Annotated in this window: 17 protein-coding genes; 14 read left to right on the top strand and 3 right to left on the bottom strand. The window is 35.2% G+C overall.

Translation table 11 applies throughout. The features are described from left to right. The first annotated feature begins 179 nt into the window (after positions 1 to 179). The 4 genes from MKY81_RS10275 to MKY81_RS10290 all read left to right on the top strand — a co-directional run bounded on the left by MKY81_RS10275 (position 180) and on the right by MKY81_RS10290 (position 5,052). Entirely contained in the window at positions 180 to 2,168 is a 1,989-nt protein-coding gene (locus MKY81_RS10275; RefSeq protein ID WP_327991932.1) for a YjhG/YagF family D-xylonate dehydratase, read from the top strand. Between the two features lie 270 nt (positions 2,169 to 2,438). Next, positions 2,439 to 3,899 carry a GntP family permease gene (locus tag MKY81_RS10280; protein WP_325949261.1) on the top strand — a complete coding sequence of 487 codons (1,461 nt, stop codon included), beginning with the start codon at positions 2,439 to 2,441 and terminating at the stop codon, positions 3,897 to 3,899. 345 nt (positions 3,900 to 4,244) lie between these two features. Then, positions 4,245 to 4,625 (top strand): VOC family protein, encoded by a 381-nt coding sequence (locus tag MKY81_RS10285; protein WP_107958736.1) that lies wholly within the window; start codon positions 4,245 to 4,247, stop codon positions 4,623 to 4,625. 130 nt (positions 4,626 to 4,755) lie between these two features. Next, positions 4,756 to 5,052, top strand: a complete 297-nt coding sequence (locus tag MKY81_RS10290) for a hypothetical protein (protein WP_108070812.1) — start codon at positions 4,756 to 4,758, stop codon at positions 5,050 to 5,052. Positions 5,053 to 5,135: 83 nt separating this feature from the next. Here MKY81_RS10290 and MKY81_RS10295 read toward each other — a convergent pair whose 3' ends face one another. Next, the gene (locus MKY81_RS10295; protein ID WP_108070810.1) at positions 5,136 to 5,417 is read right to left on the bottom strand and encodes a hypothetical protein; all 282 of its coding nucleotides are present in this window, start codon (positions 5,415 to 5,417) and stop codon (positions 5,136 to 5,138) included. A 557-nt stretch (positions 5,418 to 5,974) separates the two neighbouring features. On the opposite strand from MKY81_RS10295, the gene MKY81_RS10300 reads away from it, so the two are divergent. From MKY81_RS10300 to MKY81_RS10340, 9 genes are all read left to right on the top strand, one after another. Further along, positions 5,975 to 6,691, top strand: coding sequence for a dihydropteridine reductase (locus MKY81_RS10300; RefSeq protein ID WP_066232761.1), 717 nt, complete (start codon positions 5,975 to 5,977; stop codon positions 6,689 to 6,691). Between the two features lie 224 nt (positions 6,692 to 6,915). Then, complete coding sequence (murI, locus tag MKY81_RS10305; RefSeq protein WP_341117704.1) at positions 6,916 to 7,710, top strand: glutamate racemase; 795 nt, start codon at positions 6,916 to 6,918, stop codon at positions 7,708 to 7,710. 173 nt (positions 7,711 to 7,883) lie between these two features. Beyond that, the gene (locus MKY81_RS10310) at positions 7,884 to 8,255 is read left to right on the top strand and encodes a hypothetical protein (RefSeq protein ID WP_066232755.1); all 372 of its coding nucleotides are present in this window, start codon (positions 7,884 to 7,886) and stop codon (positions 8,253 to 8,255) included. Between the two features lie 180 nt (positions 8,256 to 8,435). Next, positions 8,436 to 8,627 carry a hypothetical protein gene (locus tag MKY81_RS10315; protein ID WP_066232752.1) on the top strand — a complete coding sequence of 64 codons (192 nt, stop codon included), beginning with the start codon at positions 8,436 to 8,438 and terminating at the stop codon, positions 8,625 to 8,627. A 58-nt stretch (positions 8,628 to 8,685) separates the two neighbouring features. Then, positions 8,686 to 9,531: an AraC family transcriptional regulator gene (locus MKY81_RS10320; RefSeq protein WP_066232749.1), complete on the top strand. Its 846-nt coding sequence runs from the start codon at positions 8,686 to 8,688 to the stop codon at positions 9,529 to 9,531. Positions 9,532 to 9,728: 197 nt separating this feature from the next. After that, the gene (locus MKY81_RS10325; protein WP_341117705.1) at positions 9,729 to 10,490 is read left to right on the top strand and encodes a hypothetical protein; all 762 of its coding nucleotides are present in this window, start codon (positions 9,729 to 9,731) and stop codon (positions 10,488 to 10,490) included. A 470-nt stretch (positions 10,491 to 10,960) separates the two neighbouring features. Next, positions 10,961 to 11,305 carry a hypothetical protein gene (locus tag MKY81_RS10330; protein ID WP_066232741.1) on the top strand — a complete coding sequence of 115 codons (345 nt, stop codon included), beginning with the start codon at positions 10,961 to 10,963 and terminating at the stop codon, positions 11,303 to 11,305. 188 nt (positions 11,306 to 11,493) lie between these two features. After that, the gene (locus MKY81_RS10335) at positions 11,494 to 11,805 is read left to right on the top strand and encodes a CPCC family cysteine-rich protein (RefSeq protein WP_170112448.1); all 312 of its coding nucleotides are present in this window, start codon (positions 11,494 to 11,496) and stop codon (positions 11,803 to 11,805) included. Between the two features lie 301 nt (positions 11,806 to 12,106). After that, a complete protein-coding gene (locus MKY81_RS10340) occupies positions 12,107 to 12,676 on the top strand; it encodes a dihydrofolate reductase family protein (RefSeq protein ID WP_066232738.1) in 570 nt (189 codons plus the stop codon). A gap of 254 nt (positions 12,677 to 12,930) precedes the next feature. On the opposite strand, the gene MKY81_RS10345 is transcribed toward MKY81_RS10340, so the two are convergent. Beyond that, on the bottom strand, positions 12,931 to 13,299 hold the full coding sequence (locus MKY81_RS10345; RefSeq protein ID WP_066232735.1) for a hypothetical protein: 369 nt from the start codon (positions 13,297 to 13,299) through the stop codon (positions 12,931 to 12,933). Positions 13,300 to 13,648: 349 nt separating this feature from the next. On the opposite strand from MKY81_RS10345, the gene MKY81_RS10350 reads away from it, so the two are divergent. Next, positions 13,649 to 13,807, top strand: a complete 159-nt coding sequence (locus MKY81_RS10350) for a DUF3934 domain-containing protein (protein WP_084347720.1) — start codon at positions 13,649 to 13,651, stop codon at positions 13,805 to 13,807. Positions 13,808 to 14,631: 824 nt separating this feature from the next. Here MKY81_RS10350 and tnpC read toward each other — a convergent pair. Then, a complete protein-coding gene (tnpC, locus tag MKY81_RS10355) occupies positions 14,632 to 16,254 on the bottom strand; it encodes an IS66 family transposase (protein WP_373454639.1) in 1,623 nt (540 codons plus the stop codon). Positions 16,255 to 16,275 lie beyond the last annotated feature (21 nt).

Genomic DNA, 16,275 nt, shown 5'->3' on the forward strand with positions numbered 1-16,275 from the left:
ATTCTAAGAAATTGAATAGTAGTGGGGTATACCTTTTAGTTTCTATAAACGAAACTAGAATACGTTACCCCTTTAACTTCTATAATTATCGTTCAAAATCAACTTCAAAGACCAAAAATGATGTAACCAACAAAAATATTTCTTTTGCAATAAAAAATATAATTAATGGAGGAATACTTATGTCATTGCAATCGATATTTGGTGAAGAAGATGTATCTCTTTACAAAGTTCAAACCCATTCAAAAGGTCCAGATGGTTCACTCCCACTTACATCAGAAATGTTGCTAGATTCACCAAGTGGTGACCTTTTTGGATTATCTCAAAATGTTGGAATGGGATGGGCACCTTCAAACCTCCTTGGAAAACAAGTTCTAATCCTCGGTACTCAAGGTGGAATAAGGAATCATGACGGTACTCCAATTGCATTAGGCTATCATACTGGTCACTGGGAAATAGGTTTATTAATGAAGGCGTCAGCTCAAGAAATTAATAGACAAGGAGGGGTTCCGTTCGCAGGCTTCGTAAGTGATCCATGTGACGGCCGTTCTCAAGGAACTACCGGTATGTTTGATTCCCTTCCTTATCGAAACGATGCGGCTATAGTTTATCGAAGATTAATTCGATCGTTGCCTACACGTCATGCAGTTATTGGGGTTGCTACATGTGATAAAGGTCTTCCTGCAATGATGGTAGCGCTAGCATCAATGCATAATTTGCCAACTATCATTATCCCTGGGGGTGTCACTCTTCCACCTACAAATGGAGAAGACGCCGGAAAGATTCAAACAATTGGGGCAAGATACGCAAACAACGAAATTACTTTACAAGAAGCTGCTGATCTCGGATGTCGTGCTTGCGCTACACCCGGAGGAGGATGTCAATTTCTAGGTACAGCTGGCACCGCCCAAGTCGTTGCAGAAGCCATGGGAATGGCATTACCTCACTCAGCGTTAGCACCTTCAGGTCAGCCAATATGGATGGAGATGGCTAATCAATCAGCACGTGCAGTTTTAGAACTGGAGAAGAAAAAGATATTTACCGAAGATATTATTACAGATAAAGCGATAGAAAATGCTATGGTGATTCATGCAGCTTTCGGGGGTTCAACAAATTTATTACTTCATATCCCAGCAATTGCTCATGCAGCTAATTGTAAGATACCTACTGTTGAAGATTGGACTAGAATCAATAAGAAAGTTCCTCGCTTAGTTGATGTACTACCAAATGGTCCTGTTGGTTACACAACCGTTAAGGTATTCCTAGCAGGTGGGGTGCCGGAGGTGATGCTTCATTTAAGAAAATTAGGTGTCTTGCATGAAGATGTACTAACAGTTACAGGAGAAACCCTTGGTTCAAACCTCGACTGGTGGGAAAAATCAGAAAGACGTGCAATGTTGAAAAAACAATTGTTAGAAACTGATGGAATTAATCCTGATGATATAATCATGGATCCAGTCAAGGCAAAAGAAAAAGGTCTAACTTCAACTGTTACATTCCCGACAGGAAATATTGCTCCTGAAGGATCAGTAATTAAATCAACTTCCATTGATCCATCTGTGGTAGGGGAAGACGGAGTGTATCGACATATAGGAAAAGCTAAAGTCTTTACTTCAGAAAAGGCAGCCATAAAAGCTATAAAAACAGGAGACATTAAAGCAGGAGATATAATGGTTGTTATGGGCGGAGGTCCTTCAGGAACCGGGATGGAGGAAACATATCAACTAACATCGGCATTAAAACATTTGTCTTTTGGAAAACATGTCTCCTTGATTACAGATGCACGTTTTTCGGGTGTTTCTACTGGCGCATGTATTGGACATATTGGACCTGAGGCATTAGCCGAGGGACCAATTGGAAAATTGCGTGATGGAGATGTAATTGAAATTATTGTTGACCGCAACCAGTTAGTGGGTTCCGTTAATTTTGTTGGAACTGAGAATGAAAGGCTTTCTTTAGAAAAAGCAACTAAAGTCTTGAAAGAACGTGACCTTCATCCAGACCTCAAGCCGGACCCTGATCTTCCAGATGATACTCGTTTATGGGCCGCGCTTCAATCAGTAAGTGGAGGAACGTGGCGTGGAAATATCTATGACACAGATCGAATTATTGAAGTTATAAAAGCTGGAGTAAAAGCATTAGACGAAGAAAAAACACTAGTTCAAAATTAATCTATTAATTCATACTTTAAAACATTTTTAAGAGCTTGTTTTTTAACTCCATAGTATTGGCCCAATTTAATAGTTGGGTGAATAGGTTATATTTGTGTGTGTTGGAATTTTATTAAGGCATAGAGTGAAAACGTTTACCGAAATCTGATTTTTCAAACAACTACTCCTTGTGGCTAGTATACAAAATAGCATAGCATCCTAGAGTTACTTACTAATTAAAAATTTAAGGTCAGCAATTTAGTAAGTTGAACAAGTGAAAATATTTTAATTATTTTTAGGAGGTTTATTATGCCATTACTTATAGTAGCGATTGGGATTATCCTGTTGTTAATTTTGATTACTGGTTTCAAAGTAAATACATTTGTTTCATTAATTATTGTATCTTTTATTGTATCTTTAGCACTAGGAATGCCTCTAGGAAAGATCGTTACATCAATTGAAGGTGGATTAGGAGGTACACTTGGTCATATAGCTTTAATATTTGGACTTGGTGCAATGCTTGGTAGATTAATTGCTGATGCAGGGGGAGCACAGCGTATTGCAATGACCCTAATTAACAAATTCGGAAAAAAAAGAATCCAGTGGGCTGTTGTAGTTGCTTCGTTTATTGTTGGTATAGCACTATTTTTTGAAGTAGGATTAGTTTTATTAATTCCAATTGTATTTTCAATCGCGAAAGAATTAAGAGCATCTATTTTGCACCTAGGTATTCCTATGGCTGCAGCCTTATTAGCTACTCATAGTTTCCTCCCCCCACACCCAGGGCCAACAGTCATAGCTGGTGAATATGGTGCAGATATTGGATTAGTTTTACTTTACGGTATTATTGTTGCAATACCAACCGTCATTATAGCTGGCCCTTTATATACTAAGATTGCTAAAAAAATTGTACCAGTTGCATTTAATAAAACGGGTAATATAGCTTCTTTAGGTGAGCAAAAAACATTGCAACTTAAAGAAACGCCAGGTTTCGGTATAAGTGTATTAACTGCAATGTTTCCCGTTTTATTAATGTCTATATCTACAATTATTGATATGATTCAAAAATCAGTAGGATTTAAAGATAATACATTAATTGAAATTGTTCGTCTAATAGGAAACCCTTCTACCGCAATGTTAATATCTTTAGTTCTTGCATTCTTTACAATGGGAATACAAAGAAATATTCCAATAAAAGAAGTAATGAACTCTTGTACATCATCAATTACAGCAATTGGTATGATGCTATTAATTATTGGAGGTGGGGGTGCTTTCAAGCAAGTTCTAATTGATGGTGGTGTAGGGGATTATGTATCAAAATTATTTACAGGAACTTCAATGTCACCTATCATACTTGCTTGGTTAGTTGCTGCAATATTACGTATATCTTTAGGATCAGCCACAGTTGCAGCTATATCCACTGCAGGATTAATTATTCCGATGCTGGCCCAATACGATGTTAATTTAGCTTTAGTAACTCTTGCAACTGGGGCAGGTAGTTCAATTTGCTCACATGTTAATGATGCAGGATTTTGGATGATTAAAGAATATTTTGGATTAAGCATGAAGGAAACATTTTCAACATGGACAATACTTTCCACTATTACTTCTGTAGCAGGACTAGGGTTTATTTTATTATTAGATGCATCCTTAATTATAGCGGGGGTATTAATAATTTTTATTAGTATAGTAGCAATATATTTCAGTGGCTTTAATAGATCTAAGAATAAAAATAACGTTTTGGATATATAAAGGCATAAATTCTTTTAAAAACAATGGGAGAGTTTGCAGGACTTTTCTCACACTCTCTGCCGGAAAACTGTCCTTCAGAACCCCGACGAATGGCAGTTTCTTTTTATTGTACTTTCGGGGTTAGTTGAACAATCGGGCCATTTAATGAAATAAGGCTTTTGAGCTAGCTGCTGATAATATAGAATTTTATAGATACTATCAACCACTTATCAAAGTATTTTCCGGGAATAAGGAATTTTCAAAAGGAATAAGAGTTGTAGTAATCTAGAGGTAAATTCGAAAGTGATATACTACTAATAAAGAAGCTAGTCTTGATTTTTTAGTACTTAATGGGGTGAAACAGAAATGAAAATTGAACATGTAGCTATTTGGGTCAATGATTTGGAAGCCATGAGAACGTTTTATGAAACGTATTTTAATTGTAAGTCGAACAATAAGTATCATAATGCAGAAAAGAAATTCGAATCATATTTTCTCACATTTAATTCTGGAACACGATTAGAGATTATGCGTAAATTGGGTATTGATAAGAAAAAACAGGATGATATGATAGGCTGGGCTCATATTGCCATTTCTTTAGGAAGCAGGGAGTCCGTTAATCATATGACAGACAGATTAAAGAATGATGGGTATCGACTTATTAATGGTCCGCGAGTCACTGGAGATGGATATTATGAAAGTGTTATTGAGGATCCGGAAGGAAATCTTATTGAGTTGACTGTATAAACAAAACAATAATCATACATATAATAAAATTTTCACAAAAAAGAGGTTGTGAAATAATTACACTTAACCTACCAGGACCAGGCAGATCACTATTTCACTATCCCCGTTGTATGATAATGGGTCATCCTTATTGTCAGATTGGGAAGAAGATGAGGATTTACTCGACTTAATGGAAAACGAAGACTTATTTGAAGAAACAATCGTGTATGCCGAGACTACATCAAAAGCCTTTGCCAATGAACATTCCATAGAAATTGGGCTGGTTGATAAGGATGTTTATAATAATATTAATTTAGATATAACGGAAGATGAATTTTTTGAGATAATTGAAAAGTATTCAGACTATCTGTGGCCTGTAAGGAAACAAATGATTCAAAAGTTAGTAATACAACGATATGAAAATATAAAAAAACTTGCAAACAAATAAGACAAGTGGGACGGGATCCTATCCCGTCCCTTTTATTGTTTATATTCAAAGTAGGAGAAGTAGGCACTATTTTGCTCGATTTCTTAAAAAGGAAGATCGTAATCATCAATGTCAATGGGCTTCTTCGGACTCTTTACTGCTGATTCCGTTTTCTCTTCATTATCGATTATTTCTCCACATTTATCACAGCTGATAAATGTATCATTTAAATGAAATCCCACGTACCCGTGCGCGCACTCCTGTATGTCCCAAATTGTCTCCCAATCGACTTCAAATGCATAATCACATTTTTTGCAATAAAACACTACACTTCCGAAATCCTCTTTTTCTCCACTTTTTGATTTTCTCTTCTTTTTTTTACACATTCATTTAGACCCCAAATATGTAAATTTTATCTCACTTGTTACAAATAATCATATCATACCCTTTCAATTTGCTGGATGAATTTTGGAGAAATGAGGGGGATATATTGCGCACCTAACGAAAGATAATCAAAATAAGCGGATATTTCCGGTTAAACAGCAAAATAGAGCTCGATTCGGGGGATTTAAGCGGAGGATTTCCGGTTAAGCAAAGCAAAATTACTCATTTTCATGTTTTTCGAGTTAATAGTCGGAATTTTTCCGGCTATTTAAGGAATTTTCGGTGCTATTTCTTAATTAACAGAAGTTTCTCCGCTTATTTATCAAACTCGATTTACTTGTAGGTTTGTTTAACGATACAGCTTGTGTAGGAGGTTTAGTTCGATAATTAAAAAATAAGTTTGATTAATGTTCGTTCGGTTATTCAACCAACGGTCCATTATCTAGAATAACACTTTATAAATTATCTGAAATAATCAATCTTTTTTAATTGAGAATTGTTATCACTTACTGTATATTAGATAGTAACGATATAGATAATTGATTAAGGAGAATATACAATGCAAATATACTGGACTAAAATAAATAAGATTATTGAGGAAACGCCTGAGGTTAAAACGTACTTGCTCGATTGTCCGGAAGGCTTTACATGGGAAGAAGGATCCCACACCCACTTCGCACTGGAAGGTTTCAATGCTGGAGATAAACCGAACCGCAGCAGGATTCGCCATATGTCAATCTCTACATTACCGCATGAAAATGCAATCGGCATCACAACACGCATTAGAGAGCAGTGCTCTGAGTTTAAAACGATTTTAAAAAATCTTAAAGTCGGAGATGAAGTGGCAATATTTAAAACTCATTCGAATGTACCGCTAAAAAGAGAAGACAAAAATGTTTACCTGCTGTCATCAGGTGTCGGCCTAGCAACTTTCAGACCGCTTGTACTTGAATATTTCGAACGTGCTGACAACGTCAATCGAATTCACTCCCTGAACATCGATTCATCAAACGATTTTTTATTCACTAATATTTTTAAATCCGCAACTGATAAGAAATTCACTGCACAGTTCGTCGATAATCGTAAAGACTACTATGAAGCAGTGAAAAATCTTGCTGCCGACAAGGATGGACTCTTCTATGTTGTTGGCAGCGACGACTTCCTAGTACAGAACATTGAAGTACTGCGTGAGCAGGGCATTCAGCCAGAACAGATTATGCTCGATAAGCGCGAAAATGAACTGCCTAAGTTTTTCTCATTTGATTTGTCAATGTAAGCGAGACAAACGATTTACTAAATGATGTTCCATAAAGGAGCGATAACCTCTATAAAATTCTTAGAGCTCATTGGAAAGAGCAGCTCAAGTGAAATAGGGAGTTGTGGCTCCTTTTTCTTGTTTAATTAACGAGGCAGTTCAATAAGAACTAGTAAACAAAACATATAAAAAATGATATTCTTATAAAGTGTTTAATAGGATTTATAAGGAAAAGAGTGAAAGTAGTGAGAATTGGTTTTTTTGATTCGGGAATTGGTGGGATGACTGTTCTTCATCAGGCATTGCAACTTTTACCGAATGATGATTATATATTTTATGCAGATACCTTACACGTTCCATATGGTGAAAAAACGAAAGAAGAGGTAAGGAAATATATTTTTGATGCAGTTGACTTTATGGCTAATCAAGGAATCAAAGCATTAGTCATTGCTTGTAATACTGCAACAAGCATCGCAGTGGATGACCTTCGCCAAAAGTATGACTTCCCTATATTGGGTATTGAACCCGCTGTGAAACCCGCCGTTCAAAGCTGTGAGAAAAAAAGAAAAAAGGTATTAGTATTTGCTACTAATTTGACTCTTAGGGAAGAAAAGTTCCATAACCTTGTGAAAAGCATAGACCATCACGATATTGTTAATAGTCTGCCTCTTCCTGGTCTTGTCCAATTTGCTGAGGATTTCGAATTTAGAGATGAGAAAGTCGTACCATATTTAATGGAAAATCTATCTACGTTTGATTTAAAGCAGTACGGGACAGTCGTTCTTGGATGCACCCATTTCCCATACTTTGAAAAAATCATAAGGGGAATATATCCTAAAGAGGTTGATATAATTTCTGGAAGCGTTGGTACTGCAAAAAACCTAAAACGCATTCTCGAAGCAAGAAATCAAATGAACGATGGGACAGGAGATATATTATTTTATAAATCCGGATATAAGGTAGAAGATAAAGAAACATTATCTAATTACAAAAAGCTGTTGGAAATGTTAGACAGGATAAATTTAAAAATTGGAGTATAAATTTTAATGAAAATCTGTTTCTATATCTTATCGAAAATAAGTTTAAACCCCTTCAGTCGAAGGGGTTTTTAAATACTATTTTTTCTCGTTGAAGTTGTTAAGCTAATGAGCATCAGTTCACTGGTCCTAGTGAGGAGTTTATAGCGCTCAATAAAAAAGAAGATAACCAAGGGTTGGATAAGTATTACGAAAAGGTATACGGATCTTACTTTATAGATTCTGGGCTCGATTCCTTCATAGCTGCATTTGGTACTCAATACCCAACTTTTGCTTACAATAATGGCTATAAGTTAAGTCTTAAAAATATCGCGATTAAACAAAGCGAGAAAAATCCCTATCTTTATACTTTTATAGCAAAGGTAGCTTGTCAGAAAGATGGAGATAAAGAAAAAACTACAAGTGTAGAAGGGATTGTCCTTTTTTCTAAAACGGAAGAAGGAAAAATTGAGGGATTTAAATACACGAATGACAACGGCCTATCGGAAATTTTGCAAATTGAGCAATTAAACAATTTAATAGAACCTAATTGGGTTCTTTTTGTGTGATTAACATATTCATTCCAAATAATAGCAGTAGTTGAACAATCGTCATTAGTTTTTTTAATGATCATGCCAGATTGCGGAGTACGATATCAATCAAATTGAATTTTTATGAAACTATTCTATTAAAAATTTCGTACCTTAAATTAAAAATACTAACAAAGAAATTAATGAAGGGATCTTTAAATGAAGAAGTACATCTATTCACCTCCAAAAATCAAAAATTCCTCTAAATTAGTTGATGTACTCGATCAAGCGATAGTTATTCAACGGGGGCAAGAGTTAAAGTCGACTAAAGGGCAGGTTAGCATAATAAGGAAATTTCCGAAGGTAATAGAATTAAGTCAGTGGAAAGCAATCCGACATATTTGTGCGTGAAATGTCGGACCGATAAATACCATTTTCTATAGATTAGATAAGTGGAAGGAGAGGAAAAATGGATTGGATAGATAGAATGAATAGTGCATTGGATTACATTGAAAACAATCTAGAGTACGGTATAGATTACAAAAAAATTGCACAGGTAGCATATAGTTCCGAATATCACTTTCCAAGAATGTTTTCATCTATCTCGGGAATATCTCTATCTGAATATATCAGACGGAGACGCTTAACACTTGCTGCATTTGATATTCAAAAAAGTGACATCCGAATTATAGACGTAGCCATTAAATATGGCTACGAGTCTGCTGACTCTTTTTCCCGTGCTTTTCAGAAAACACATGGAATTAAACCTTCAGAAGCTCGTAATCAAGGGATACAATTAAAAGCCTTTCCAAGGATTTCCTTCCAAATTTCAATAAAAGGGGATACTGAAATGGAGTATCGGATTGAGAATCTCGATTTTGATTTAAAAGTTATTGGAAAAGGTAAGGTAGTCAAAACAAGTAGAGCCTTTAAAACAATTCCCACGCTTTGGAGTAGTGCAAAAAAGGATGGATTTATGCAACAATTGATTGATATGTCATGGGAAGAACCAAAATGCACACTTGAAAGTCTTTTAGGCGTTTGTGGAAAAGAGGCAGCCATAATGGATGAAGAATTTACATACTTTATGGGTGTCCGATATGATGGAGATGTCCCAAGTGATATGGAAACGCTCTCTATTACCCATAGTACCTGGGTTGTTTTTCCGGGTATAGTGAATGCTTGGAAGCGATTGTACACAGAGTGGGTTCCAACTTCTGGATATGAACTTGCAGATATACCTTGTATCGAATGTTATTATCCACCAAAGCATAAACCTAGAAACGAACTTTGGGTTCCTATAATTCCGAAATAAAGACATATTAATAAACTAGGGTAATCAAAAGAAGGAAACTTCCAATAAACTTGGAGGTTCCTTTTGTTCCATTTCTACATTAATATTTACAAATTTAAATAAGCAAGTAAGATTGTGAACCTTGAAGCAAAGTACTTAAACAAACATGTTTAAGCTACATTGTGTAGTTTCCCTTGATTTATTGAGGAGGATTTTTTGTGGTTGTTCTTAGAAAAAGACTAATAGAAGGTATTCCTTATTTGTTAACAAAATTTGCAGGTGCAGGTTTTTTGATGTTTGTGATTTCTAATTATGTGTTACTTGTATCAGGAATAGATATGTATGAATTTGTTGAAGGAATTGCTAATTGGTTTCTTTGGGGAATAGTTTTCGGATATGGTATTTTATGTTCTTTATTTATTGATTTGTACGTATTTAGGATTCCGAAAACAGGTTATATAATAAAAATTATATTATATATTGTTGCGGGTTATGCTTTTTTCATTATTAGTGCAATAAATGTTTACACGTTGTTTGCTGGTACGGTCGGAGCGTTATGTTCTTTGATTTTTTACTTTGGTACTTATTTATCTTCTCGTTTCAAGTCTTTTAAATATGTGTTTTCATTCGTTATACCATTAACACTGATCATTTTAATGAATGTTGATTTTACTGAAAAGGAACAGTGGGTCGAGGTTAAAAGTGATCATACATATAATGCGACCTTTGACTATTTCAATGGAAAACACGAAATTCCCGTTCAAGCCAAGGCAGGTCAAACCATTACATTGTATCATGAATTTAATAACACTAACGGGGGCGGACATGGATTTCATGTTCTAAACGAGAAAAATAAGTTAGTCGGAATTACAGAAGTTAGTGAGGGAGTGATGAAATTAAAGGTTCAAGTTGCTGGTGTATACAGAATAGTCGTAACAGGTGACGATGTAAAAGGTAGCTTTAAAGTAACATGGAAATAGTTCAAAGTTATCATAAGTTATTAAACTCGGTATAACCACCAATTATTTAACGACAACAATGTATCTAAGTAATAAAACTTGCCATATGTAGGGTAATTAATTTTGAGGATTTTATTACAAGCCCAAATCTATTTAAAATTGTTGTAGAAGAATTTCAGAATTGGGATTCAAGTAGTCAAAAATAAAAGAATTTGATTATTTTCTGAATATTCAACTAACAGTTATAGCTAATTGAAGCTATTATGATTGAAATTGTTGTACCAGGTCAACATTGGGAAGTTGAATTTATAAAGGTTGGTACAGTAGAAATTGAAAAATTCATCAGCGATGGGGATTTTATGTTGTTCTAGAAATAGATACTTTATTTAAAGATTTTAGTGATTAGTTCAAGAAGTTACTAAGCTAATGGGGCGGGATAATTGAAGAAAAATGTAAAAAATAATCATTAGTATCAACAGGGAGCGTGTCTTATGCGTTGTTTTTGTGAGAATAAAGAAACATTCGATTTAAAGGTAGAAGGTGATGTTGATACGGACCCTATTTGGTGTAATCAATGTGGCTGTAACTTTGATATTGAAGAAGTTCCTATTTCAGAGGACTTAAAAGATGAACTGATGAAGTGGGCAATGCAGTACGGTAAATGGATTGATTGGAGCAAAGATACGTTACGTTCAAATGGTATTGAATTGGAAAATGAACATAATAAACTCGGTCACCTCCTTACTGACCAAGTTAAGAAGGAACTTGGTGCTAAATACAAAGTAAGTTTTTCTCCTTCTTCATCAGCAAGAATGTATGCTGGATTAGATTTTTGATTTTTCAACTAATGAGTTCTTTATTTTAAAATGGGATTCCACTGAGATTCCATCTTTTTTTCTTCAGCTAAAGGGGCGGGTTAGAAAAAAAGAAAAGAAGGATTTATTATTGCTTTTAATGAATTAGTTAGATAAAAAAGGGGGATATGTATATCAAAAATAAAAAAAATAGGACATATAATAAATATGTGCCAATAGTAAACTATGAAGGAACAACTAACGCCCAACTTGAAATTGAATCTGATGTAGTTGGAGATTCATCATGCCCTTGCTGTGGATTTATTACAATTCCGAATAATGGAAATGTTATTGCCTATATTTGCCCGGTATGTTTTTGGGAGATAGACTTGTTTATTCAAAGTAATGACGTGGCAAGTGATCTAAATCACGGCTTAACATTGACTGAAGCAAGAAATAATTATCAACAGTTAGGAGCAGTATTACCTAGGTTTAAGGAATCCTGTAGGCAACCAAAAAAAGGTGAATATCCAACAAAATGAAGAATCGTTAGAACATACATTGTCTCTTCTAGACTCGGATTGATATTTTTGAAGGTATTTTTGTGAAAATGTACTTATATTATAGCTAATTAACACAATAAGGAATAAAATTAAAGTGCCTAAAATATGCACTACTACTTGCATATTAGGCTCTTTTTATATTCATAAAAGATACTGCTAACGACTTTTGTATTTGAGAAGAAAGATATTTATAGTAGCATAGAATTATCTAAAATCGTTGTGTAATCCTTATGCATTGGGCAAAAGTAGCAAAATCAGAAAGATAAAGGGAGGAAGAGTTATGTCAAATTACGTTAATAAGAGAAGAGTCATTTTAGATTTGGCTGTTACTTTAGATGGTTTTATTGAAGGAAAAAATGGGGAAGTCGATTGGTGCATTATGGACTCTGATATGGGGTTCACTGATTTCTTGGATCAAATAGATACTATTTTCTATGGTAGAAAAAGCTACGATTTATGGGGCCAATTTACTCCAAAAAATAATGACTCCGATACTGAAAAGGAAATTTGGAAATTGGTTCATAGTAAAGAGAAATATGTGTTTTCTAGAACACAAAAAATGACTGATAATCAAGCAATATTTATCAACGATAACATTGTTGAAGAAGTAAATAAATTGAAAGAAAGGTCTGGTAAAGACATCTGGCTGTATGGCGGAGCAAGTCTCATTACAACTTTTATAAATTTAGGACTGGTGGATGTATTTAGATTATCCATACACCCTGTTGTTTTGGGTGAGGGTAAACCGCTGTTTGTTGATATTAAACAGAGGCTAAATTTAAAAATGGTTCGTACAAAAACATTCTCTTCTGGTGTTGTGCAAATAATTTATCATTGGAATGGTCATTAATCGTATCATTTATTCCGATGATACAGCGTAAGATAGAGAGCCATTTGTGTCGATCCTACTGGTTGTAAGAATAAAAAATTACTGTTAATGCCAAAATCGAAAGGCTCTATAATCGTTGTCACCATATTGGTTATCAACTGAGAGGAGAAAATAACAATCTAAAAATTTAATGACAGGAAAAAGGAGTCTTAATGACCCCGAAATACTTGTTAATGAAAACAAAGTTGCCTATTAAATTACAAACCTTATGTCCGTTACCCGGCAGAGCTGTAAGCTTCTTCAATGGAATCCACAAATATTCCAGGAAAGATAATGTTCCTTACACAATTTTCAACTTGCATTCTTGAAGTAGAAGAGGAAGGATTAATAATTATTATCTTTTTAAAATTAGCCATCGAATATAATTTTAAAACGAATGTGATATCATCCACCACCTGGCTAGCCACTTCTTCTTGTCCGCGTCCATCTATAATTAATTTATACCTTGAAGGATTAATAGTATTTACGATGGTTTGAAACTCGCTTAAATATATTTTTGCATCTTCTTCTTTGAAAAAGCCGCCTACTTTTACAAAGAAAATGCCTTTCTCTTCATCCAATTCAAAGCAATATAGCTTTCCCATTGTTTCTCCCCCAAAGCGTGAAAAATAACTACTGGTACCATAATACATAAAACGACTCAATTCGACAATCCTAGATTTTTTATCTGGTAAGCATCAAAGTTTAATTATGTAAATAACCTTTCTACGGCGTTAAGTCCACGTCTAACTCCAGCAACTATCGACTAGAAAAACTTTATTCCACTAACCATTTCAATAAATCAAATAGACTTTTGGTTAATTCTTGTTCATATTAGTATGGTAAGTGTGAAAGGATAAAGTTTATTGCAAGTGCTTTGATTAATAACCGAGTAAAATGACTAAAAACGAACTCGATAGGTAAATCAACTTAGAATAATAATGGAGTGATTTTATGAGTAAAGCTAAAGGAAAAGGCGGTACAGGGAGAGGAACAGACAAGAAGGGGTGGAATCGTTGGCAAGCTAGTACAAACAAAAAAAAGAGTGCAAAACCATATATAAGTAAAGGTACAAAAAAAGTTGTTAAAAATGATCCCACGAGCAATAGTTAAAGTAACATATCCAATATTTAGATGATTATGGTACAAATACAGCATATAAGCTACCTTTGAGTAAATTATCCGGCCGCTTTAAATTCAGCATTTTCTAAAACCAATATGATGTAAATTTCTTTTGCAATGTTAATTACTGACCAAGTTCCAAAAAAATTAAACAGAACTTAAATATGACCCCACTTTCATTTAACTTTCGGTAGTTAGAATGAAAGTGAGGTTATTTTGGTTTACAGAATTTCCCGAACGAGAAAGCCCACTCCTTTAGGGGTGGGATGAGGTTATCCACCATCAAAAAACAGAAAACTTGGTAAAGGAAAAGTAGGTTTAGATATTGGTATCTCCACCGTCGCTGTTTCAGTTTTAACAAAAGTTTCATTGTAAATTTAGCCGAGAAAAGTAAAAGAAATATCCCGTGAAATTACGCTAACTCAAAGAAAGTTGGATCGTTCAAAGCTTGCGACAAATCCACAAAACTTTCATGTTGATGGGACCATCAAAAAGTATTTCTAAGAGGCTGTGCAAATATAAATAGCAACCTTTTTACTAATGAGCAGGTTAGTTGAACAAAGATTACTAAATATTTATACTGTTAATAACTGGGTTTTGTGAATGGTAAATTACATAAAGAGGGGGATTTTATGTTATTTCATTATCATTTTTGGACTCCATATGTTGAAGAAACGGAAAAATTTTATGAAGATAATGGTTTTCGTATATCTCAACGTATAGGTAGATACCAGGGAGAATTTCAAGAGTTTAACCCTCCCTTAAAAGTAAGCGTAAAATAATCCCCACCTGTCAACCAGATGGGGATCGAGTTATTATTTAGGTAAGTTTTTAAAATCTATGCAAACGATTGGAAGTGTTGTTGACCAAGGCAGTACTTTATCCAGGGCATTTTTATCTGTCAGATCAATGTTAGGTAACTTCTCAAATAAATAGCGAAGGTAATAATATGGGTTTAGGCCATTTTCCTTTGCTGTTTCCACAATGCTATAAATGATTGCGCTAGCCCTTGCACCTTTCGGTGTATTTGAAAAAAGGAAGTTTTTTCTCCCAATAACAAAGGGCTTTATTGAGCGCTCGCTTCTATTATTATCAATTTCTAATCGTCCATCCTCTAGGAATGCCACTAATTTCTTCCATTGATTGAGACAGTAGGTAATCGCCTGACCTAAAGCGCTTTTTGGTAACACTTTTTGCTTCTGTATTTTTAGCCATGACAAAAAAGCATCCAAGACTGGCTTGCTGCGTTCTAATCGTTTTTCGTATCGTTCCATAGAGGATAACTCCTTTAGGTCGCGCTCAATGCGATATAGTTGGTTACAGTATTGGAGACCTTCCATTGCTGCTACTCCTGATGTCAGACGCTTTGAAGAAGGCAATACTTTTAAAGCCTCATCAAATTTACGTCGAGCATGAGCCATGCAACCGACCAGTTTTACATTAGGTACCTTATGGTACCCGGCGTATCCATCAACCTGTAAATATCCTTTAAACCCTGACAGGAATTTCTCGGCATTTTTGCCTGACCTAGTTTCCTGATAATCGTAAAGGATGATTGAAGGTCCTTCTTTTCCAGTACGGTAGAGCCAGAGATATGATTTTGAGGTGGCTGGCCGACCGGGTTCGTGAAGTACCTGCAGGGTCGATTCGTCCGCATGTAAAATATCCTTTTCCAAAAGAAGTTGATGCATGCGATCATAAAGTGGGCTCAACCACCGGTTGGCCCCGTGAATCATCCAATTGGCAAGGGTTTGGCGTGATAACGGTACCCCCAATCTGGAAAATTGCTTTTCTTGCCGGTATAATGGCAGCCCATCCACATATTTTTGATTCATAATATGTGCCATTAAAGAAGGAGATGCTAAACTACCTGAATGAACCGGTTTAGGCATTGGTGCTGTTACAACCGGAGTTTCAATTTCTTCACGTTCACAATGGCGGCAAGAGTAAATGGACTGAACATGTTTAACAACTTTCAATTCCGCAGGAATGTATTTTAGTTCCTGGCGTACTTGCGTACTCATTTCATGCAGATTTCCACCGCAACACGAACAAACCTGCTCTTCAGGGGATAAACGATATTCAATCGTCTCCACAGGCAAGTTTTCTAACATCAGTTCACGTTGGCCGCGAACTTTGCGGCGCCGTTGATAAGTAATAGATTCCAAAGTAGGTTCCGGCAAATCTGGATTAGCTTCATTTTCTACTTCATTAAAAAGTTCCAATTGATCGGGGTTGGTTTTTTCACTGGAAAAGCCGAATCTATTTTTCTGCAGAAGGCGAAGCTGTTCTTCAGTCCATTTTAATTTGGCCTCTAACGCGCTCTGCTTTTTTAGCTTCGCCTCTAATTCCGCATTTTGTTTCTCCAGCATTTCCAAGCGTTGCAGGAGTTCTTCAATTGTAGGGGTTGGGGTAGTTGAATTCGCTGTCTTTTTCATAAATATATTATACGATAAAAT

The organism is Heyndrickxia sp. FSL W8-0423 (assembly GCF_038009395.1).
In the GTDB taxonomy this organism is placed as follows: Bacteria; Bacillota; Bacilli; order Bacillales; family Bacillaceae_C; genus Heyndrickxia; species Heyndrickxia sporothermodurans.

What these genes read in the sequence shown, in the direction of transcription:
- MKY81_RS10275 (WP_327991932.1), top strand. Translation starts at nt 180, where the DNA reads ATGTCATTGCAATCGATATTTGGTGAAGAAGATGTATCTCTTTACAAA.
- MKY81_RS10285 (WP_107958736.1), top strand. Translation starts at nt 4,245, where the DNA reads ATGAAAATTGAACATGTAGCTATTTGGGTCAATGATTTGGAAGCCATG.
- MKY81_RS10295 (WP_108070810.1), bottom strand. Translation starts at nt 5,417, where the DNA reads ATGTGTAAAAAAAAGAAGAGAAAATCAAAAAGTGGAGAAAAAGAGGAT.
- MKY81_RS10300 (WP_066232761.1), top strand. Translation starts at nt 5,975, where the DNA reads ATGCAAATATACTGGACTAAAATAAATAAGATTATTGAGGAAACGCCT.
- MKY81_RS10315 (WP_066232752.1), top strand. Translation starts at nt 8,436, where the DNA reads ATGAAGAAGTACATCTATTCACCTCCAAAAATCAAAAATTCCTCTAAA.
- MKY81_RS10320 (WP_066232749.1), top strand. Translation starts at nt 8,686, where the DNA reads ATGGATTGGATAGATAGAATGAATAGTGCATTGGATTACATTGAAAAC.
- MKY81_RS10330 (WP_066232741.1), top strand. Translation starts at nt 10,961, where the DNA reads ATGCGTTGTTTTTGTGAGAATAAAGAAACATTCGATTTAAAGGTAGAA.
- MKY81_RS10340 (WP_066232738.1), top strand. Translation starts at nt 12,107, where the DNA reads ATGTCAAATTACGTTAATAAGAGAAGAGTCATTTTAGATTTGGCTGTT.
- MKY81_RS10345 (WP_066232735.1), bottom strand. Translation starts at nt 13,299, where the DNA reads ATGGGAAAGCTATATTGCTTTGAATTGGATGAAGAGAAAGGCATTTTC.
- MKY81_RS10350 (WP_084347720.1), top strand. Translation starts at nt 13,649, where the DNA reads ATGAGTAAAGCTAAAGGAAAAGGCGGTACAGGGAGAGGAACAGACAAG.
- tnpC (WP_373454639.1), bottom strand. Translation starts at nt 16,254, where the DNA reads ATGAAAAAGACAGCGAATTCAACTACCCCAACCCCTACAATTGAAGAA.